Raw genomic sequence first — 19369 nt, forward strand, 5'->3', positions numbered from 1 at the left:
CGCGTCACCGTGCAACGACGGCACACTCGACAACAACCCCCACGTGTACGGATGCTGCGGCCGCCGCAACACCTGCTCCACACTCCCGTGCTCGACCCCCCGCCCCCCATACATCACCAGCACGTCATCAGCCACCTGGCTGACCACACCCAGGTCATGGGTGATCAGGATGATCGCCGACCGGAACTCCGCCTGAAGATCACTGAGCAGATCCAGGATCTGCGCCTGCACCGTCACATCCAACGCCGTGGTCGGCTCGTCCGCGATCAACAGATCCGGATCGTTCACCAGCGCCATCGCGATCATCGCCCGCTGCCGCATACCCCCGGAGAACTCATGCGGATACTGGTCGAACCGCTTCCCCGGCTGCGGGATCCCCACCCGACCCAACATGTCCACCGCCCGGGTCCGCGCCTCCCGCTTCCCCGCCCGCGGATGATGCACCCGGTACGCCTCGGCGATCTGCTTCCCCACCGTGTAGTACGGGTGCAGGGCCGACAACGGGTCCTGGAAGATCATCGCCATGTCCCGACCCCGCAGCCGCCGCACCTCCTCCTCCGACAACCCCACCACCTGACGACCACCCACCGAGATCTCCCCCGAGATCGTGGTCCGCTTCGCGTTGTGCAAACCCAGGATCGCCAGCGACGTGACGCTCTTGCCCGACCCCGACTCCCCCACGATCCCCAGCGTTCGACCCCGCTCGACGGCGAACGACACCCCGTCCACCGCGCGGACCACGCCGTCCTCGGTGTCGAACCGCACCCGCAGGTCCATGACCTCGAGATAGGGGCCCTCGCCTCGGCGCGGCGCCGGAAGCTCCACCATGTCGATACCTCCCGTCAACTCAGCCGGACCCGCGGGTCGATGACCGCGTAGAGCACGTCGACCACGATGTTGGCGACCACGATGAACACCGCCGCCAGCAGCACGGTCGCCATGACCACCGGCAGGTTGAGGAACTGCACCGCCTCCACGGTGGCCTTGCCCAGCCCCTGGAGGCCGAAGATCGTCTCGGTGATGAAGGTGCCGCCGAGGCTCGTGCCGATGTCCAGGCCGGCGATCGTGACGATCGGCGTGACCGCGGCGCGCAGCGCGTGCCGGGTGTGCACCTGCCGGGCGGACAGCCCCTTGGCCCGGGCGGTCCGGACGAAATCCTCGGACAGGGTCTCCAGCATCTGGGCCCGGGCCAGCCGGGCGTAGAGCGCCGAGTTGAGGAAGCCGAGCGTCATCCAGGGCAGCAACAGCCCCACCGCCCAGCGGGCCGGGTTCTCGGTCAACGGGGTGTAGCTGGGGAACGGCAGCAGCCCGGTGGCGTAGACCAGCAGGTAGAGCAGGATCAGGCCGAAGAAGTAGACCTGCATGGACGCCCCGGCCAGGGTCACCCCGATGGCGGCCCGGTCGAGGGCCGTGCCCCGGCGCAACGCCGACACCATGCCCAGCGAGACGCCCAGGGTCAGCCACAGCACCGCGCCGCCGAGGACGATGCTGAAGGTCACCGGGGCGCGCTGGACGATGATCTCGGTGACCGGCTGGTTGTTGCGGAACGAGTAGCCCAGGCAGGGCGCCGGGCAGTCCTGGCGGAAGTCCCCCTCGCCGTACGTGCGGCCGGCGAAGACGCCCTTGACGAATTCCGTGTACTGGCGCGGCAGCGGCTGGTCGATGCCGAGGCGCCGCTCGACCTGGGCGATGTCCGCGGCTGTGCAGTTCTTGCCGCACATCACCTTGGCCGGGCTGCTCGGCACCGCGAAGAAGAGACCGAAGGTGACGAGGCTGATCACGGCGAGGGTCACCGCGGCGACGAGCAGCCGCCGGACGACGAATCGGAGCACGGGAGCACCTCCCCCGGTGGACGGGTGGGGGCGGTCCGGAGTGGACCGCCCCCACGGGACGGTCACTGCTTCACGTGGATGCCGTTGAGCGAGATGATGCCGAAGGCGTCGCTGAGGAACGCGTTGCCGACCTTCGAGCCGTGCAGCTCGTAGGTGGCGTCGTAGTAGCAGGGCACGACCGGGGCGTACTCCCGCATGATCTTCTCGTCCAGGGCCATCCAGGCGGCGTCCTGCTGGGCGGCGGGCAGGTTGCGGACCCGGTCGACCTCCGCGCTGACCGACGGCTCGTTGAGGTACGAGACGTTGTTGTTGCCCTCGTCGACGATCTCCCGGCCGTCGTAGACCGGCGGGATGATGGTGGAGCCGGTCGGCCAGTCCGAGCCCCAGCCGCTGAGGTAGAGGTCGTACGGGTTGTTCTTGCGGCCGATCTCGTCGTAGTAGCTGGTGCTGTCGATGGGCTTCATGACGATGTCGAAGCCCATGTCGGTGAGGTTCTTCCGGATCGCCTCGGCCTGCTGGGTGCGCAGTTCGGTGTTGGAGTGGGCGAGCACCAGCTTCGGCTTCTTCCCGGCCAGCAGCTCGGTGACCTTCGCCTTGTCCCCGGTGACCGGGGCGTTGAACACGTCGTACTTCTGCCAGCCGGCGGTGGTCGGCGACATGAGCGTGGTGGCCGGGCTGCCGGCGGCCTGCCCGCCGATCGCCTTCAGCGCCGCGTCCTTGTCCACGGCGTAGTTCAGCGCCCGGCGGACGGTCAGGTCGGTGACCCGCTGGGTGTTGATGCTGAGCACCCAGGTGTACTGGGTCGGGCCCTTGACCACCCGCTCGGCCACCCCGGCCGTGGTGGTCCGGGGCAGCACGGCCGGCGGCACGTCGGTCCAGCTCAGCGCCGCCTGGTCGGCCGGGGCGTCGGCGACCAGCCGCTCGGCGATCTGCGCCTGCTCCAGGCCGAAGGTGACCCGGATGGCGTCCGGGTACGCGTTGCGGATCGGGTCGGTCTTCGGGTCCCAGTTGGGGTTGCGCGTAAGCTCCAGCGCCACGTCCCGCTCGTACGACTTCACCTTGTACGGGCCGGACGAGAACGGCCGCAGGTCGTAGTTGGCCCGGGTGTCCTTGGCGGCGGGCACCGGGGCGGTGGTGGGCAGCGCCGCGGCGTACGGCAGGTCGCAGTGCGGCTGCGGGAAGGTGAACCGGATGGTCCGGTCGTCGGGCGTCTCGACGCCGTCCGGCGTCGCCTTGCCACCGTCGTACGGCCCCTTGTAGGTGGCGTTGTACGCGCCGTCCGGGTAGAGCCACTGCTGGATGTAGTGCGGCCCCTCGTTGAGGTTCGCGGCGAACGAGCGGGCCAGGCCGTACGCGACGTCCTTGCTGGTCACCGGGGAGCCGTCCTCGTACTTCACCCCGTCGCGCAGGGTGAACTCCCAGACCTTGCAGTCGTTGTTGACGTCCTTGCCGGGATTGGTGGCCAGGTCGCCGACGAGCAGCAGCTTGCCGCTGCCGTCCTCCTTGTAGCCGTTGAGCGCCCGGTAGAGCAGCCCGCCGGTCACCTGCTGCGTGTTGACGTAGTTGCGGGCCGGGTCGAGGTGCTCGAAGTCGGTGTTCTGCATGACGGTGAGCGTGCCGCCGGCCTTGGCGCCGTCGACCGCCTTCGCCGGCCCCTGGTTGTCGGCCGCCTCGTAGGAGATCGAGCCGGTCTGGGTCTTCGCCTTCTCGTCGCTGCCGCCTCCGCCGTCGGTGGTGGGGCTGCAACCGGCGGCGACGAGCGCCGCCGCGGCCAGGACACCGGTCAGTGTCCGGGTTCGTGTACGCACGGGTGTACTCCCTTCCCGCCCGGCGGCCCCCGCCGGCCGGGCGTGTCGATGGCCGTGGGGGTTACCGGGTGGAGCGGGGATCCAGCGAGTCGCGCAGCGCGTCACCGAAGAGGTTGAACGCCAGGACCAGCAGGAAGATCGTCAACCCGGGGAACAGGGTGTACCAGGGGTCGCTCGCGACGTAGCCGATGCTGTTGTAGATCATGCGGCCGAGGTCGGGCGTGGGTTCGGTGACGCCGATGTTGACGAAGGCCAGCGCCGCCTCGATGGCGATGAACTGCGGCACGTTGAGCGAGACGGTGACCAGGATGGGCGCCCAGATGTTCGGCAGCAGTTGCCGGAACAGCAGGTGCCCGGTGCCGGCGCCGGCGGCCCGGGCGGCCTCGACGAACTCCCGCTCGCGCAGCGAGATCACCTGGCCCCGGACCAGCCGCGCCGTGTAGGTCCAGCTGAACAGGCCGAACGTGGCGATGATCAGGGCGACCCGGAAGGCCGGCGGCGGCGCCTCCCGTTCGGTGTAGAAGCGGTCCTGGAGGATCGGGATCACGGCGAGGGCGAAAATGAGGAACGGGAACGCCAGGGTGAGGTCGATCAACCAGTTGACCGCGCTGTCCAGCCAGCCCCGTGCCCAGCCGGCCAGCACGCCGACCGCGACCCCGATGAACGACGCCAGCAGAGCCGAGGCGAAGGCGATGAACAATGACGTGCGCAGGCCGTACACCAACTGGAGCAGGATGTCCCGGCCGCTGCCGGGTTCGAGCCCGAGCCAGTGGTCGGCGCTGATGCCGCCGGCGTAGCCGATCGGCATTCCGAAATCGTTGAGCCGGCCGACGAACTTGTCGGTGGGGTCGATTCCGGTGAGCCGGCCGAGCAGCGGCGCGCCGAGCGCCACGAGGCCGGCGACGGCCAGCGTCAGGGCGCTGACCCGGGCCGTCCGGTCCCGCTTGAGACGCAGCCAGGCGAGCTGGTTGGGCGATCGGCCGACGATCTCCCGGCGATCGTCGCCGGGCGGCGCGGTGGCGCTGACGGCCGGGTCCGGCGCGGCCGGATCGCCGGGTGCGGTCAACGACGGTGGGTGGGACAGGTCGCTCATGAGGAGTCCTCCCGACGGCGACGAGAAACGTCCTGCCACTCGACGGTAAACCGCTTCGGAACAGCACTTCGAATCGTTCCGGTAACGGCCGGATCGGTTGTCAGGAATCGACAACGATACGGTTTACGGAAAGCGTCGTCGCAATAACGGCCGACTTCGGTTGTCATCCGTTCGGCCATTCGCCGCGACAGTTCGCAATCGTGTTCCGCGAGGCCCGACACCGGTTGTCAACCGATCGGACATTTCCCGGCGCCGATGTCACCCGCGCCGTCGGCGAACGCCGGGGGGTGTAACACTTCGTGACGCTTCGCGTTCACACCGTCCACCTAGGGTTCTCGTCGGCCCGGTCGCACGACGCCCGGGCCGACACCCGGCCCCGACCCGGGGCCCCGACGGAAGGACGACCCATGCCCTTCGCCCGACGTACCGCGGCCCTGGCCCTGGCCGCCGCGCTCGGCTGCCTCGCCGCGACGGCCGCACCGGCGGCCGTCGGCGCGGCGCCGCGCTCCGGCCCGGAGACCCCCTCGGCGCTGCTGCTCACCGTCGAGGGCGGCGGCGACGACCCCCGCGCCACCGTGCTGGTCTGCGGCCCCGCCGGCGGGCTGCACCCCGACCCGACGACCGCGTGCCGGCTCGTCGCCCGCGTCGACGGCCGCCTCGACGCGCTCGACGTGCGGCCGGGCCCGTGCACCCGCGAGTACGCCCCGGTCACCGCCCGCGCGGTGGGCTTCTGGCAGGGCCGGCCGGTCGCGTACACCCGGACCTTCGACAACCGGTGCGAGCTGCGCCGCGGCACCGACGCGCTGTTCGACTTCTGAGCAGGACCCGGGCGGCGCCCGCCGTGCGCGGGCGCCGCGCCCCGCTCAGTGGGTCATCGAGATCGAGGCCCGGTTGATGTACGCGAACTGTGCCGCGAAGGCCACCAGCGCGACCGGCACGCCCACCAGCACGGCCGGGCCGGTCGACAGGCCGGCCAGCCCGGCCAGCAGGGCGGCGCCGAGGCCGAGCAGCAGCGCGTTGACCGCGCCGACCAGCGCGGCGGCGGTCAGCAGCAGCTGCCACCGGCCGGGCCGGGCGCCCACCGCCGTCCAGGCGGACCGCATCTCGCCCCCGGACGTCGCCGCGTCGGCGAAGAAGTCCTGGTCGCCGGCGAGCCGCTGGTGGTACCAGGCCCGGATCCGCTGCATCCGTTGCAGGTCCAGGGAGTTCTCCACCATGTTCTGCACCAGCCGGCCGAAGGTGAGCAGCCCGGTGACCACCAGGGTGGGCAGCACCGCACCCAGGTACGGCCGGAGCAGCGAGCCGTTGCCGGAGACGAAGCCCAGCCCGATGAGCGCGGCGGAGAGCAGCGACAGGAAGACGGTGGTCCGGCCCACCGACTCGGCGACCGTGGCGCTGCGGCCGGTCTGGAGCACGAAGTGCTCGGTGGTGAGGGCGGTGAGCAGCGCCTGCTCCCGCGCGTCGTCGTCCATCCCTCCGCCCTCCGGTGCCGGTCACCGCCACCATACGAAGAGCCACCGCGCTGCCGGGCCGGAACCGGGCGGCCCCGTCACACTCCCGCGGCCCGCCGGCCGTTCCGGGTGGTCCGGGCGGAGAATGGCGGCGGGCGCGACGGTCGCGGCCGATGGTGACGGGCGGGAGGCCGGGCGGCGTGTCCGAGACGGAGGACCAGCGGCGCGGGCCCGCGGCTCAGCCCGACGCGGCTCGCCGCGCGGGCGGCGGCGACCGGGAGCTGCGCGCCGACTGCGCACGCTGCTTCGGCATCTGCTGCGTCGCGCCGGCGTTCGCCGCCTCTGCCGACTTCGCGCTCGACAAGCCCGCCGGGCAGCCCTGCCCGAACCTGCGCGCCGACTCCCGCTGCGGCATCCACCGGGACCTGCGGCAGCGCGGCTTCCCCGGCTGCACCGTCTTCGACTGCTTCGGGGCCGGCCAGCACGTCGCGCAGGGCACCTTCGGCGGGCGCGACTGGCGGGCCGACCCGGCGACCGCGCGGCGGATGTTCGACACCTTCGCCGTCATGCGGCCCCTGCACGAGCTGCTCTGGTATCTGACCGAGGCACTGGCGCTGACCCCGGCCGGGCCGCTGCGGGACGGGCTGGCCACCGCCCTCACCGAGACCGGGCGGCTCACCGACGGCACCCCGGAGGAGCTGCTCGCCGTCGACGTCGACGCGCAGCGGGACCGGGTCAACCGGCTGCTGTCCCGGGCCGGCGAGCAGGCGCGGGCCGGCCGGGCCGGTGTGGACCGGCGCGGCGCCGTCCTGATCGGCGTGGACCTGCGCCGGGCCGACCTGGCGGGCGCGAACCTGCGCGGCGCCTGCCTCATCGGCGCGGACCTGCGCGGGGTGGACCTCGGCGCGGCCGACCTGACCGGGGCGGACCTGCGCGGCGCGGACCTGCGCGGGACCGATCTCGGTGACTGCCTGTTCGTGCACCAGTCCCAGCTCGACGCGGCCCGCGGCGACCACCGGACGGTCCTGCCCGGGGGCCTGCGCCGGCCGGCGCACTGGTCTCTGACCGTCACCCCGGCCCGGTCGCCGGGCGGCCCACGCCCCTCCGGTGGGCGGTCGGCGGACCGGCGCCCGAGCGGCGGACCAGCCGGGGGCCGACGCCGCCGCTGACCGCAGGGCGCCGCGAGTGGCCGGGGTTTCGCCGGGAACGGGCCGGGTAGGCGGCGTCACCGTGGCGACGGACGGGAGGCGGACCGGTGAAGTACGAGACACGGCAGGGCAGGCAGCCGGTCGATCCGGAGCACGCGGAGGACGAGGCGGGCCAGGCCCGGCTGGTCCAGGTCGAGGCGGACACCGAGGTGCCGGCGCCGGAGCCGGGCGCGCCGAAACCGGACGAGGTGACCGAGGACGACGGTTCCGGCGTGGCGGGCGGCTCCTCGGGCAGCAGTTCCGGCGGCTCCTCGATGCCGACGCACCCGGACGCGACCCGCTGAGCGTTTGCCTCCGGACGGGAGGGGCAGGAGTGCCACATGACGAGTGAAGAGTCCTTCGGCCGCGCCACCACCGACGAGCCCGACGGCGCGACCGCGTACGAGGCGTCGCTGCGCCCGCCGGGCCAGTCCCTGCACAGCACCGACGACACCGGCGACGACTTCGCCGACCTGCCGGCCGAGGAGCGCCGCTCCGCCCGGGAGGTCAGCCGGGCCGGCTACGACGTGGCCGAGGTCTCCGGCACCGCGGACCCGGCGAACGAGCCGGAGGAGATCGAGGAGGGCCGCCCGGAGCGGTGAGCGGCCCGGCGGTCACGGCGTCGCCGACGTCTCCGGCGCCGGGGCGCCGGCCGCCGCGCGGTGCTCCGGCCGGGGCGGCGCGACGCTGATCGCCCCGGCCGGGCAGAGCTCGACGGCGAGCCGCACCCGGTCGACCGCGTCGGCCGGCGGCTCGGCCCGGCGCAGCAGCACGAGGCCGTCCTCGTCGTCCTGGTCGAAGACGTCCGGCGCGGTCACCACGCAGTTGCCCGCGCCGCAGCAGCGGTCCCGATGCACTGGTGCACCCCGAAGCCGAACGCCACGTGCTGCTGCGCCGCCCGGTACCGGTCGAACTCGTCGGGCCGGTCGAAGGCGGCCCGGTCCCGGTTGGCCAGGGAGAGCACCGCGATGGCCCCCTCCCCGGCCCGGATCAGCCGCCCGCCGATCTCGACATCCTCGGTGGCCAGGCGGGGTCGGCGCCGCCGGCACGAGTGCCGGTCCTACGTGCGCTCCACGGGCGTTGAGGTCCGCCTGTCCAGCGGCCCTGACGTTCCTGGCGGCGTTCACGTCCCGGTCGTGGGCTGCTCCGCACGGGCAGTCCCACGATCGGACGTTGAGCGCCATCTTCTCGTTGATCCGGCCACACGCCGAGCACATGCGGGTGGACGGGAAGAACCGGTCCACCCGGCCGAAGGTGCGCCCGTACCGGGCGGCCTTGTACTCCAGCATGCCGTGAACGACGCCCAACCGGCATCGTGTACCGACTTGGCGAGCCGGGTCCGGCCGAGACCGACGACGCACAGATCCTCGACGTATACCGCTTGGTTCTCGCGGATGATCTGCGTCGAGAGCTTGTGCTGCCAGTCCCGCCGGGTGTCGGCCACCCGGGCGTGCGCCCGCGCGACCTTGACGACGGCCGTCTTGCGCCTGTTCGAGCCCTTCTGCTTGCGCGAGAGGTCCTGCTGCAACCACTTGAGCTTGCGGGCGGCGCGGCGCAGAAACTTCGGCGCGGCTACCTTCGTACCGTCCGACAGCACCGCGAAATGCGTCAGGCCCAGGTCGATGCCAACCTCGGAATCGACCGGCGGCAACGTCTCGTCCGTGCCGAGGGTGACGACGAACGAGGCGAAATACCGCCCGGCCGCGTCCCGAATGATCGCCACGGACGACGGGTCCGACGGCAGTGCCCGGGACCAGCGCACCTCCAGGTCGCCGATCTTCGGCAGCCGCAGCCGGCCGTTGTCGAGGACCTTGAAACGGCTGTTCTTGGTGAACCGGATGCTCTGCCGGTTGTCCTTGCGGGACCGGAACCGGGGCGGGGCGACCTTGCGGCCCTTGCGCTTACCCGTGACCGAGGCGAAGAAGTTGCGGTACGCGGTGTTCAGGTCCGCCAGGGCTTGTTGCAGCACGACCGCCGACACCTCGCCCAGCCAGGCGCGGGTCTCGGTCTTCTTCGCCTCCGTGATAACCCGTTTGGACAACTCGCCGTCGGAGACATACGGCTGTCCGGCCTCGCGGGCTTCCTGCCGTGCGCGCAGCCCGTCGTTGAACACCACCCGCGCGCACCCGAACGCCCGAGCCAGTTCGATCTGCTGGCCTGGCGTCGGATAGACGCGGAACTGGTAACGGAGCTGCACGAAGTTCCGACACAAGGTGTTCGGCGACCGGCACCTGTCCCGGATGGAACAGATCATGCGAGACGTACGCCGCGACTCCGAGGGCGAGCTGGTCGGGTTCAACGGCGAGAACAACCACCTGCACCTGCTGGTCAACCACCCGCCCAAGGTGGCCGTGGCCCGGCCGGTCAACAGCCTCAAGGGCGTGTCGTCGCGCCGCCTGCGCCACTACCACCGGGCCAACAAACCCTGGACGGGCTCGTACTTGCGCAGCAGCGGGAAGCCCGGTCGGGTCAGGTCGGCGCTGAAGGCCGGGTGGCGCAGCATCTGCTTGACGTCGGCGTGCCGGGTGACGAGCCAGGCCGTCGCGTCGGTGGGGAGCCGGACCCGGGTGACCGGGCCGGCGAACCGCCGCCGCTCCCCCGCGTCGAGCGGGACGAGCGGGTCACGGTCGAGGTTGGTCGGGGGCCAGAGCGGCAGGTCGGTGAGGGGCGCAACGGTCACGCGGACACCTCCGGGAGGGCGACTGTCCGTGACGGCATCGATCCGCTACGTTACCCATCGACAGGGGTCGACACAACCCGCCCAGGGCTCAGCGGCCGGCCGGCGCCGCCGCCCGCGCCTCGGCCATCCCCCGGTTGGCCAGGGCGTCGGCCCGCTCGTTCTCCGGGTGCCCGTTGTGGCCCTTCACCCAGAGCCAGGTCACGTCGTGCCGGGCGCAGGCCGACTCCAGCCGCTGCCACAGATCGGCGTTCTTCACCGGCTGCTTCGCCGCGGTCAGCCAGCCGTTGCGCTTCCACGAGGCCAGCCAGCCGGTGATGCCGTTGCGCACGTACGTGCTGTCGGTGTGCAGCCGCACGGTCACCGGGCGGGTCAGGCTCTCCAGCGCCCGGATCGCGGCGGTCAACTCCATCCGGTTGTTCGTGGTCGGAGTGGCCTCGCCGCCGCACAGCTCGCGCTCGTGCCCGCCCCAGCGCAGCAGCACGCCCCAGCCGCCGGGGCCGGGATTGCCGCTGCACGCTCCGTCGGTCCAGATCTCCACGACCCCGCCGGTCGTCGCCTCCGCCATGCCGGCAACCTACCCGGTACGCCCCCGCGGGCGACCACCCGACCCGGACCGCGGCGCCACCATCCCGATCAGGGAACCGCCACCCGGCCCGACCCCCGTCCCGCACCGGCACACGGGCCCGGATGCAGGCTTCCGTCGTCGACACGGACGGGTCGGCACGCCGGACAAGGCGGCCTGTCCCACCAATCAGGTGCCACGAGCCCTCCGATTGGTCCGGCCGGTGCTGGTCTGCTCGGCCATCACGGCCGACGGCGAACCGGTAAACCCGCGACTCCGTTCGGAGAATTCCCCGGTGGCCCGGTGGACACCGGCCGATACTTTACGAAGCAAACACTCAGCCGAATGGTCACCGCAACGTCATCCTAAACAATTCAGGTTGGTAGCTGTAGGTGAAGTCCAATCGCGACCCCGCCGCATCGACCCTCCATTTGCGACGCCGCCGATCGCCGCTACGGCAGGCGGTTCCCGGCCCGTCGTGCGCCCGTCACGCCGCCCGACACCGCCCCCGTTGAGCAATCACTCAGCGCGACGAGAGGATTGCCTAACCATATTCAGTGCAGGTGGGAGCCGTGATTCGGGGGAACTCCGCCCGGGCGAGCAACTGTCACTTTCACGACTGTTCAGCTGTTAGACACCTCGTCTTCGCTCTTCGTAATCTCTGACGACACCGCGGCCATCCCCTTGAACGCCTATCGCGTCGGGACCGGAACAGAGCCGGTTCCGCGCATATTTCCGACCGGCTTCTGCGCTGTTTCCGAGCGGCAATTGCGACGGCTCGGCGCTGCCTGGAAGCGCATCTGATGGAGGGTGGAATGACCGAAGTTGCGCACGCGTCCTCGCTCGCGAAGGACGACGAGGAGGCCGGAGAATCCGACGGCGAGATCCGGCGGCGCCGGAACTCCCGCGCCTCCGAGCCGGTGCCGCACGACCTGCACCGGCCGGCGTCCGACCAGCAGGTACGCCTGACTGTCGTGGTCCCGACCCGCAACGAGGCGGAGAACATTCCCACGCTGCTGTCCCGCCTGGGCGGGGCGGTCGCGGCGCTGGGCGCGGAGATCATCTTCGTCGACGACAGTGACGACGACACGGTGGACGTCCTGGCCCGACACGCGACCGACGCCCCGCTCACCGTACGCCTGCTGCACCGACCGCCGGGTGCGCGGGCCGGCGGCCTGAGCGGCGCCGTGCTGCTCGGCGCGCGGCACGCCCGCGGCGAGTGGGTCATGGTGATGGACGCGGACCTCCAGCACCCGCCGGAGTCGGCCGGCAGGCTGGCGGACATCGCGATGCGGCACGACGTCGACGTGGTGATCGGCACCCGCTACGCCGGAGAGGGCTCCACCGAAGGGTTGGGCGGCGCGGCCCGTGAGGCGACCTCGTCGTGGGCCACCCGCCTGGCGAAGAGCCTCTTCCCGCGCCGCCTGACCACCATCAGCGATCCGATGAGCGGCCTGTTCGCCTTCCGCCGGGCGGCCGTCGACCTGGACCGGATGAACCCCATCGGCTTCAAGGTGCTGCTGGAACTGGTCGTCCGCCACCCGGGTGCCCGCGTCGCCGAGGTCGCCTACGAGATGGCGCACCGGCACGCCGGCCGGTCCAAGGCGTCGGTGCGGGAGGGGCTGACCTTCCTCCGGCACCTGGGGCGGCTGCGCAGCCAGCGGCTGGTTGGCCAGATGAGGGAGCGCCCCGCCGGCGCCCGCGACCGCCTGACGGAGCTGATCAGGATGGTCGCCTTCGGGCTGGTCGGGTTGAGCGGCATGGTGGTGAACACGGCGGCGCTGTGGTTCTTCTACGAGCCGGCCAACCTGCACCACCTGCTGGGCGCCGCGCTGGCGACCCAGCTGTCGACGGCGTGGAACTTCGTCCTCATCGACCTGCTCATCTACCGGCGAACCCGGCAGGGCTCGCGGGCCGGCCGGGCCAGCCGTTTCTTCCTGCTGAACAACGTGCTGCTGCTGGTACGCCTGCCGGTGCTGCAGGCCCTGGTCTGGGCCGGCGTCGGGATCCTGACGGCGAACGCGCTCACGCTGGCCGCGCTCTTCCTCGTCCGGTTCCTGATCAACGATCGGGTCATCTACTCCCCGGGCAGCACCGGCCGGCGCGATCCGGTCCGCATGCTGGTCAACCTCCGGGCCCCCGAGGCCGCCGCGACCCCCTCCCGCAAGCGGTACCAGTACCTGGCGTACCGGTACGACGTGGCCGGGGTGGTCACCATCGGCTCCCAGATCATGCTGCCGGAGCTGGAGTTCTTCCGCGCCCAGTGGGTCGCGGACTCGGACGTCGACATCGCGGTGCGGGTCAGTGACGTGGGCGGCCGGGGGCCGCAGCGCCGGGCCGCCATGACCGAGTACGCGAACGAGTCGGTCCTGCGGTACGAAGAGCATCTGGGCCGGTTGGGCGCGAACTTCCGGATCCAGCTCGGTTCGCCGATCGACATCCAGGTCGGACCGCTGCTCGCCCGGTCACCGCACGTCGTCTACACCAACATCATCGAGGCGCTGCTGCGGTTCGTGCTGGTTTCCCGGGGGCACATGCTCCTGCACTCCGCGTGCGTCAACCTCAACGGCGTCGGGGTGATGCTCTCCGCCCTCACCGACACGGGCAAGACCGCCACCGTGCTGCGCCTGCTGCGCGACCACGGCGGGCACTTCCTCTCCGACGACATGACCCTGATCGGTCCGGACGGCGTCGCGACGTGCTTCCCCAAGCCGTTGACCATCAGCGCGCACACCCTGCGCGCCGTGCAGGCCCAGGACCTGACCCCCGCCGAGTGGCGCCGACTGCAGTTCCAGAGCCGGCTGCACTCGAAGGGCGGCCGGTCGCTGGCCCTGACCCTGAGCCGGTTCAACGTGCCGATCATGGGCATCAACGCCATCACCCAACGGCTCATCCCGCCGCCGAAGTACAGCGTCGACCGCCTGGTCCCCTGCCGCATCGGCACCAGCACCCGGGTGGAGGAGCTGTTCATCATCGAACGCGGCACGCCGCGGATCAGTGAGCTCGGCGCCGACGAGACGTTGGAGCGGATGATCCAGAACACCGACGACGCGTACGGTTTCCCGCCGTTCCGCTACCTGGCGCCGGCGATCACCATCGACGGGCAGGGATACGCGCAGCTGCGCCAGCGGGAGCGGGAGATCCTCGCCGCGTTCCTGTCCCACGTGCGCAGCCGGGTACTGGCCTCGGACCGGTTCGGCTGGGCCGACGAGATCCCGAACCTGCTGCGGACGGAGCGCCGCGACCTGCCGGCCGAGCAGCAGGTGCTCCTGCCGACCTGGCCGAGTTGGCCCGGGGCGCTGGCCCCGAGCGGAGCTCGTGCGTGAGCGTGACCCGATCCTCCGTCGAGGAGATGGAGCACGACCGTTGCGCCGCAACGGTCGTGCTCCCTCCCGTCGCGCCTTCGTCGGTGTCGCGCCCCGGGGACACCGGCCAGGGCCGCGGGCGGCGCCGCTGGGCCACGCCGTCCGCTCTCGTCGCCATCGCGGCGTTGGCGCTGTCCCTGCGGGTGTGGCAACTGGACGCCCTCGGCTTCAACAGCGACGAGGCGGTCTACGCCGGGCAGGCCGCCTCGCTCGCCGGCAACCCGAACTACACGCCGTTCTTCCCGGTGTTCCGCGCCCACCCCATGCTCTTCCAGACCCTCCTGTCGCCGTTCTTCCGGTTCGGCGAGGTGGACGTGGCCGGGCGGGTGGTCGTGGCGGTGCTGGGGGTGGCGACGGTGCTCGCCGTCCACCTGCTCGGCGCCCGGCTCTACGGCCGGCGGGTCGGGCTGGTCGCGGCACTGCTCGTCGCCGTCATGCCGTACCACGTGATCGTCACCCGGCAGGTCCTCCTCGACGGTCCGATGGTGCTGTTCGCGACGCTCACGCTGTACTGCCTGGTGCGCTTCGTGCAGAGCCAGCAGGCGCTCTGGTACGTCGCGGCCGGGGGCATGCTCGGCCTGACGATGCTGACGAAGGAGACGAGCGTCGTCCTGGCCGGTGGGGTCTACGCGTTCCTGGCGCTGACCCCGACGGTGCGTCGTCCGGTGCGGCTGTCGCTGCTGGCCGTCGCCGCGATGGCGGCGGTCTTCGCGACCCATCCGGTCTCGCAGGCGATGGCCGGGCGCACCCAGACCGGCAAGAGCTACCTGGTGTGGCAGTTGTTCCGGCGGCCCAACCACTCCATGGGGTTCTACCTGGAGACGGTGCCGCCGGCGATGGGGCTGCTCGTGGTGGCCGCGGCCGCCGGCGGCCTGTGGTGGCTGCGGCGGCGCCGGTCCTGGCGGGAGACACTGCTGCTGTCGTGGATCGCCGCGCCGGTGCTGTTCTTCCAACTGTGGCCGGTCAAGGGTTTCCAGTACCTGCTGCCCGCCGTGGCACCCGTCGCGGTGCTCGCCGCGCGGGCGTTGACCGGGATGCCGGTGCCCGCACGGATCCGCCGCCTGCTCCGCCCGGTCGACCGGGTGGGCGTCGGGCCGTCCCGCGCGGTCCGGACCGTGCGAACCGCGGTGCTCGCGGTGGTCGTCCTGAGCCTGCTCGTGCCCAGCTGGCACGCGGTCAACCGGGCGGACAACGCCACCTTCCTCGCCGGGTCCGGCGGGGTGCCCGGCGGCCGGGAGGCCGGGCGGTGGTTGGCCGGGAACACGCCGCAGGGGTCCGTGGTGCTGACCCTGGGCCCGTCGATGGCCAACATCATCCAGTACTACGGCCACCGTCGCAGCTACGGCCTCTCCGTGAGCCCGAACCCGCTGCGGCGCAACCCGTCGTACGAGCCGCTGCCCAACCCCGACTGGTGGCTGCGCCACAACGACCTGCACTACGTCGTCTGGGACTCGTTCTCCGCCGGACGCTCGGCGTTCTTCTCCGAGCGGTTGATGGTCCTGATCCGCCGATACCACGGCCGCGTCGTGCACACCGAGTTCGTCGACGGGACCGACTCCACGGGGGCTCGCGTCCCGGTTCCCGTGATCATCATCTACGAGGTGCGTCCATGACCGATCCCCACCCCGCGCGTCACCGGCACGTCGGGCGCCTGCTCCGTCGCGCGCTGCTGATCGCCGGCCTGCTTGTGCTCGCGAACCCGCCCGCGGCCGCGCACGCCGCCGGGGCGGCTGCCGCACCGAGCCCCACCACGCCGATCGACCACTTCGTCTTCCTCATGCAGGAGAACCACACCTTCGACAACTACTTCGGCACGCGGCCCGGCGTTGACGGGATCCCCCCGGGCACCTGCATGCCGGTCAGCCGGGGCCGGGCCGAGCCCTGCGTCAAGCCCTTCCACCTGGGCGAGCTGGGCAGCCTCGACCTCGACCACACGGCCGAGGCATTCCGGGTGCAGTACAACAAGGGACGCATGGACGGCTTCGTCGAGGGGGTGAGCACGCAGGGCAAGGACGGCAAGCTCGCGATGGCCTACTACGACGACCGGGACCTGCCGTACTACTGGAACATCGCCGACGAGTACGTCCTCTTCGACCGCTTCTTCAGCTCGTCCAATTCGGGCAGCATCCGCAACCACATGTTCCGGGTGACCGGGGGCCCGGGCGCCACCGGGCCGTCGGAGTCGATCCCGGCGGACGGCTGGGGCGACATCCCGACCATCTTCGACCGGCTGGAGGCCGCGGGGATCAGCTGGAAGTTCTACGTGGAGAACTACGACCCGACGATCACCTTCCGCTCGCGCACGAGCGCGGAGGACGTGGACCGGGGCGCGCAGGTCATCTGGGTGCCGCTGCTCGGGTACGCGCGTTACGTCGACGACCCCCGACTGTTCAGCAAGATCGTCGACCTGGACCAGTACTACGACGACGCCGCCAAGGGTCAGCTGCCCGCCGTCTCCTTCATCGCTCCGGCCGGGGACAGCGAGCACCCGCCCGGCAGCATCCGGGCCGGCCAGAACCTCGTCCGGACGCTGGTGACCCAGCTGATGCGCTCGCCGGACTGGGGCTCGTCGGCCTTCCTGTGGTCGTACGACGACTGGGGCGGCTGGTACGACCACGTGCCGCCGCCGCAGGTCGACGCCTACGGATACGGCTTCCGCGTGCCCGCCCTGCTGGTCAGTCCGTACGCCCGACGCGGGTACGTGGACTCGACCACCCTCGACTTCACCTCGGCCCTGAAGTTCATCGAGGTCAACTGGCGACTGAAGCCGTTGGCCGAACGCGACCGGAAGGCGAAGACGTTCCTCGACGCCTTCGACTTCGACCGACCACCACGACCGGCCGTCTTCCTCGGCACCGAACGCACGCCCCCCGTCGTGACGAGACCGAACCCGGTGCCGGTCTTCGCCTCGTACGCCGTCACGGGCAGCCTGGTGGCGACGCTGGTCGGTGTCGCGGCGCTGCGGCGGCGGCGATGGTCGTGACCCGGCGCATCGTGCGGGCCGCCCTGCTGTCGCTGGTCGCGGCCGTGTTGACGGTGGTCGTCCTGCCGGCCGCCGCGAGCGCCCGACCCTCGTCGGCGCGGCCGGGAACGCTGCACCTGCAGACGGTGCCCCCGCTGCCCGGCGTGGTGGTCAAGGTGGACGGGCAGGTCGCGAGGTCCGACGCCAGGGGCCAGCTCCGGATCCGCGTCCGCGACTTCGTCGGCCTGGAGAAACGCCTCGTCGTCCCGGAGACCCGGATCAGCCCCGATCGCAAGGTCATCTTCGACCGGTTCCGGGGAAACCCCGACGCCGGGGCGCGCGGCAGGGCCGTGGAGCTCGGTCTGCGCACCGCGCGACTGGTGTCGTGGAGCTTCCTCGACCGGTTCGGCAACGTCGTGCCGGCGGACCGCGTCTCCGCCATGCGGTTGCGCAGCAACACCGGTGAGATCCACGATCTGACCGGCGCCGGGGTGGCCCAGCCACGCTGGGTCTCCGAGAGCCGGACCCAGCAGGGCCCGCAGGGGCTGGTGTCCAAGCAGCTCTACTACGTGGTCGACAGCGCGATGGTCGACGGCACCTCGGTGGTCAACCGGGCGGGACAGAAGTTCGTGCCGTGGGAGCAGCAGGCGTGGGTGGTGCAACTGCTCTTCTTCCGCGTCGCGTTCACGGCCACCGACATGTTCTTCACCCGTCAGGTCGGCGACGGCATCGAACTCACGCGCGCCGACGGCGGCGTCGAGCGGCTGCCGTTCGGCCGGGACGGCACGGCCGTGGTGCCCGACCTGCCGCGCGGCACGTACACGATCACCGTGTTCGGCGGCGGCGTGTCGTTCGGGCGTCCGGTCAGCATCAGCAAGGACCAGGAGGTGACCCTCACCGTGATCAGCGTGGCCGACATGACCCTGGTGACCCTCGCGGTCCTCGTCGTCGCGGTGGGCCTGATCCTGCTCGGACGGCCGCACCTGCTGGCCCGGCTGCGCCGCGCCGGCCCGGCCGTGACGGCCGACGGGGAACGACGCCCCCGGTCGAGGCACCGCCGGCGGTGGCGGAGACCGCGGGCCGGCGCACCCCCGAGGCTCCCGGCCGAGGACGACCGGTCCGCGCCGCTGCGGGCCGGGGTCACCCTGGCGCTGCTCGCCGCGTTGGCCGTCCCGCTGCTGCCACCCGCGCCCGCCCGGGCCGACGTCGGCCGTCGAGGGGACGCCACCCCGCCGGCGACGGCTCCCGTCCCGGTCCTCGCCTACTACTACATCTGGTTCAACCCGACGTCCTGGAACCGCGCGAAGATCGACTACCCGCTGCTCGGTCGCTACTCCAGCGACGACGTCGAGATCATGCGGCGGCACGTGCGGATGGCCAAGTCCGCCGGCATCAACGGGTTCCTGGTGTCGTGGAAGCACACCCCGCAACTCGACGAGCGGCTGGCCAAACTGGTCGAGGTGGCCCGGGAGGAGCACTTCCGCCTGGGCATCGTGTACCAGGGGCTCGACTTCGCCCGTACCCCGCTGGCCTTCGACACCGTCCGCACGGACCTCACGTACTTCGCGACCCGGTACGCCACCGACCCGGTCTTCGACATCTTCGGCCGGCCGGTGGTGGTCTGGACCGGCAGCGACCGCTTCACGGCGGCGCAGATCGGGGCCACGGTCGGCAGCGTACGGGGGAAGCTCCTGGTCCTCGGGAACGCGAAGAGCCTCGAGGACATCGAGTCGAGCCAGGGCGCGCTGGACGGCCAGGCCTACTACTGGTCCTCGGTGGACCCGACGGCCGGCACCAGCGGGAAGAAGCTGGCGGCGATGTCCCGGGCGGTGCACCAGCGGGGCGGGCTGTGGATCGCCCCCGTGACGCCCGGGTTCGACGCGCGCCTGGTCGGCGGCAAGCGGGAGGTGCCGCGCCGCGCGGGTGACACCCTGCGGGCCTCGTTCGCCGCGGCACGCCTGTCCGACCCGGACGCGATCGGCGTGATCAGCTGGAACGAGTTCAGCGAGAACACCCACATCGAGCCGAGCGAACGCTTCAGCGCCGCGGACATCAACGTGCTCGCCGACCTGCTCGGCGTCCGCGTCGACATCGCGGTGCCGACGGACAGCAGCGAGCCGGGCGACGGGGACCACTGGGGGCTGAGCGCCTGGAGCGCACTCCTGGTCGCCGGGGCGGCGGCGGTGCTGTTACCGCTCGGGGTGCTCCTCCAGCGCCGTCGCTCAGCACCGCCCCCACCGGGCCGGCCCCTGGGGACGGAGGTTGGTACCGACGATCAGTGACGACGATTCGCTCCTGGGGAGGCGCGCACGGTCGCGCGGGCGGCACGCTCCACACCCGCAACGTCTTCACCAGGAGGGATTGCCATGTCACGACAACACCACCGGGCCAGACCGGGCAGCGCGGCCCCGGCACCGTCTACCCGTAGA

General features: G+C 71.7%; 17 protein-coding genes and 3 pseudogenes. 9 read left to right on the plus strand and 11 right to left on the minus strand.

What is annotated here, in order from left to right:
- The 4 genes from FXF50_RS27415 to FXF50_RS27430 all read right to left on the minus strand — a co-directional run.
- Positions 1 to 828: ABC transporter ATP-binding protein (locus FXF50_RS27415; RefSeq protein ID WP_148431820.1), on the minus strand; the 828-nt coding region annotated here is incomplete at its 3' end.
- Between the two features lie 14 nt (positions 829 to 842).
- Positions 843 to 1832, minus strand: coding sequence for an ABC transporter permease (locus FXF50_RS27420; RefSeq protein ID WP_148431821.1), 990 nt, complete (start codon positions 1830 to 1832; stop codon positions 843 to 845).
- 62 nt (positions 1833 to 1894) lie between these two features.
- A complete protein-coding gene (locus tag FXF50_RS27425) occupies positions 1895 to 3640 on the minus strand; it encodes an ABC transporter substrate-binding protein (protein ID WP_148431822.1) in 1746 nt (581 codons plus the stop codon).
- 61 nt (positions 3641 to 3701) lie between these two features.
- A complete protein-coding gene (locus FXF50_RS27430; RefSeq protein WP_255510218.1) occupies positions 3702 to 4733 on the minus strand; it encodes an ABC transporter permease in 1032 nt (343 codons plus the stop codon).
- Positions 4734 to 5140: 407 nt separating this feature from the next.
- Between FXF50_RS27430 and FXF50_RS27435 the strand changes: the two genes are divergently transcribed.
- Complete coding sequence (locus FXF50_RS27435; RefSeq protein ID WP_148431823.1) at positions 5141 to 5551, plus strand: SSI family serine proteinase inhibitor; 411 nt, start codon at positions 5141 to 5143, stop codon at positions 5549 to 5551.
- Positions 5552 to 5596: 45 nt separating this feature from the next.
- Here FXF50_RS27435 and FXF50_RS27440 read toward each other — a convergent pair whose 3' ends face one another.
- Entirely contained in the window at positions 5597 to 6205 is a 609-nt protein-coding gene (locus FXF50_RS27440) for a hypothetical protein (RefSeq protein ID WP_148431824.1), read from the minus strand.
- A 179-nt stretch (positions 6206 to 6384) separates the two neighbouring features.
- Between FXF50_RS27440 and FXF50_RS27445 the strand changes: the two genes are divergently transcribed.
- The 3 genes from FXF50_RS27445 to FXF50_RS27455 all read left to right on the plus strand — a co-directional run bounded on the left by FXF50_RS27445 (position 6385) and on the right by FXF50_RS27455 (position 7973).
- Positions 6385 to 7353 carry a pentapeptide repeat-containing protein gene (locus FXF50_RS27445; protein ID WP_370464165.1) on the plus strand — a complete coding sequence of 323 codons (969 nt, stop codon included), beginning with the start codon at positions 6385 to 6387 and terminating at the stop codon, positions 7351 to 7353.
- An 86-nt stretch (positions 7354 to 7439) separates the two neighbouring features.
- Positions 7440 to 7676 carry a preprotein translocase YidC gene (locus FXF50_RS27450; RefSeq protein WP_148431826.1) on the plus strand — a complete coding sequence of 79 codons (237 nt, stop codon included), beginning with the start codon at positions 7440 to 7442 and terminating at the stop codon, positions 7674 to 7676.
- A gap of 36 nt (positions 7677 to 7712) precedes the next feature.
- Complete coding sequence (locus FXF50_RS27455; protein WP_148431827.1) at positions 7713 to 7973, plus strand: hypothetical protein; 261 nt, start codon at positions 7713 to 7715, stop codon at positions 7971 to 7973.
- A gap of 12 nt (positions 7974 to 7985) precedes the next feature.
- Here the strand turns inward: FXF50_RS27455 and FXF50_RS29485 are convergent, their stop codons facing one another.
- The 4 genes and pseudogenes from FXF50_RS29485 to FXF50_RS27460 all read right to left on the minus strand — a co-directional run.
- Positions 7986 to 8228, minus strand: a complete 243-nt coding sequence (locus FXF50_RS29485; protein ID WP_187399855.1) for a ferredoxin — start codon at positions 8226 to 8228, stop codon at positions 7986 to 7988.
- Complete coding sequence (locus tag FXF50_RS29490) at positions 8186 to 8398, minus strand: cytochrome P450 (protein ID WP_222866117.1); 213 nt, start codon at positions 8396 to 8398, stop codon at positions 8186 to 8188. The genes FXF50_RS29485 and FXF50_RS29490 overlap by 43 nt, the downstream gene beginning before the upstream one ends.
- 136 nt (positions 8399 to 8534) lie before the next feature.
- Positions 8535 to 8660 (minus strand): annotated as a pseudogene (locus FXF50_RS30330) (zinc ribbon domain-containing protein); the annotation flags it as partial.
- Positions 8661 to 8677: 17 nt separating this feature from the next.
- Positions 8678 to 9625 (minus strand): annotated as a pseudogene (locus tag FXF50_RS27460) (RNA-guided endonuclease InsQ/TnpB family protein); the annotation flags it as partial.
- On the opposite strand from FXF50_RS27460, the pseudogene FXF50_RS27465 reads away from it, so the two are divergent.
- Positions 9624 to 9755, plus strand: a pseudogene (locus FXF50_RS27465) (transposase); the annotation flags it as partial. The pseudogenes FXF50_RS27460 and FXF50_RS27465 overlap by 2 nt on opposite strands.
- A gap of 20 nt (positions 9756 to 9775) precedes the next feature.
- Here FXF50_RS27465 and FXF50_RS27470 read toward each other — a convergent pair.
- A complete protein-coding gene (locus tag FXF50_RS27470; protein ID WP_187399849.1) occupies positions 9776 to 10051 on the minus strand; it encodes a hypothetical protein in 276 nt (91 codons plus the stop codon).
- Between the two features lie 88 nt (positions 10052 to 10139).
- On the minus strand, positions 10140 to 10616 hold the full coding sequence (gene rnhA / locus FXF50_RS27475; RefSeq protein ID WP_148431828.1) for a ribonuclease HI: 477 nt from the start codon (positions 10614 to 10616) through the stop codon (positions 10140 to 10142).
- Positions 10617 to 11428: 812 nt separating this feature from the next.
- Between rnhA and FXF50_RS27480 the strand changes: the two genes are divergently transcribed.
- The 4 genes from FXF50_RS27480 to FXF50_RS27495 all read left to right on the plus strand — a co-directional run bounded on the left by FXF50_RS27480 (position 11429) and on the right by FXF50_RS27495 (position 19222).
- Complete coding sequence (locus FXF50_RS27480) at positions 11429 to 13939, plus strand: glycosyltransferase (RefSeq protein WP_187399850.1); 2511 nt, start codon at positions 11429 to 11431, stop codon at positions 13937 to 13939.
- An 83-nt stretch (positions 13940 to 14022) separates the two neighbouring features.
- A complete protein-coding gene (locus FXF50_RS27485; protein WP_187399851.1) occupies positions 14023 to 15591 on the plus strand; it encodes a glycosyltransferase family 39 protein in 1569 nt (522 codons plus the stop codon).
- The gene (locus tag FXF50_RS27490; RefSeq protein ID WP_187399852.1) at positions 15588 to 16961 is read left to right on the plus strand and encodes an alkaline phosphatase family protein; all 1374 of its coding nucleotides are present in this window, start codon (positions 15588 to 15590) and stop codon (positions 16959 to 16961) included. Before FXF50_RS27485 ends, FXF50_RS27490 begins: the two co-directional genes overlap by 4 nt.
- Positions 16958 to 19222 carry a hypothetical protein gene (locus tag FXF50_RS27495; RefSeq protein WP_187399853.1) on the plus strand — a complete coding sequence of 755 codons (2265 nt, stop codon included), beginning with the start codon at positions 16958 to 16960 and terminating at the stop codon, positions 19220 to 19222. The genes FXF50_RS27490 and FXF50_RS27495 overlap by 4 nt, the downstream gene beginning before the upstream one ends.
- The last annotated feature ends 147 nt before the right edge of the window (positions 19223 to 19369 follow it).

The organism is Micromonospora sp. AP08, from assembly GCF_008085935.1.
Lineage (GTDB): Bacteria > Actinomycetota > Actinomycetes > Mycobacteriales > Micromonosporaceae > Micromonospora > Micromonospora chersina.

What these genes read in the sequence shown, in the direction of transcription:
- FXF50_RS27435 (WP_148431823.1), top strand. Translation starts at nt 5,141, where the DNA reads ATGCCCTTCGCCCGACGTACCGCGGCCCTGGCCCTGGCCGCCGCGCTC.
- FXF50_RS27430 (WP_255510218.1), bottom strand. Translation starts at nt 4,733, where the DNA reads ATGAGCGACCTGTCCCACCCACCGTCGTTGACCGCACCCGGCGATCCG.
- FXF50_RS27455 (WP_148431827.1), top strand. Translation starts at nt 7,713, where the DNA reads ATGACGAGTGAAGAGTCCTTCGGCCGCGCCACCACCGACGAGCCCGAC.
- FXF50_RS27440 (WP_148431824.1), bottom strand. Translation starts at nt 6,205, where the DNA reads ATGGACGACGACGCGCGGGAGCAGGCGCTGCTCACCGCCCTCACCACC.
- FXF50_RS27480 (WP_187399850.1), top strand. Translation starts at nt 11,429, where the DNA reads ATGACCGAAGTTGCGCACGCGTCCTCGCTCGCGAAGGACGACGAGGAG.
- rnhA (WP_148431828.1), bottom strand. Translation starts at nt 10,616, where the DNA reads ATGGCGGAGGCGACGACCGGCGGGGTCGTGGAGATCTGGACCGACGGA.
- FXF50_RS27490 (WP_187399852.1), top strand. Translation starts at nt 15,588, where the DNA reads ATGACCGATCCCCACCCCGCGCGTCACCGGCACGTCGGGCGCCTGCTC.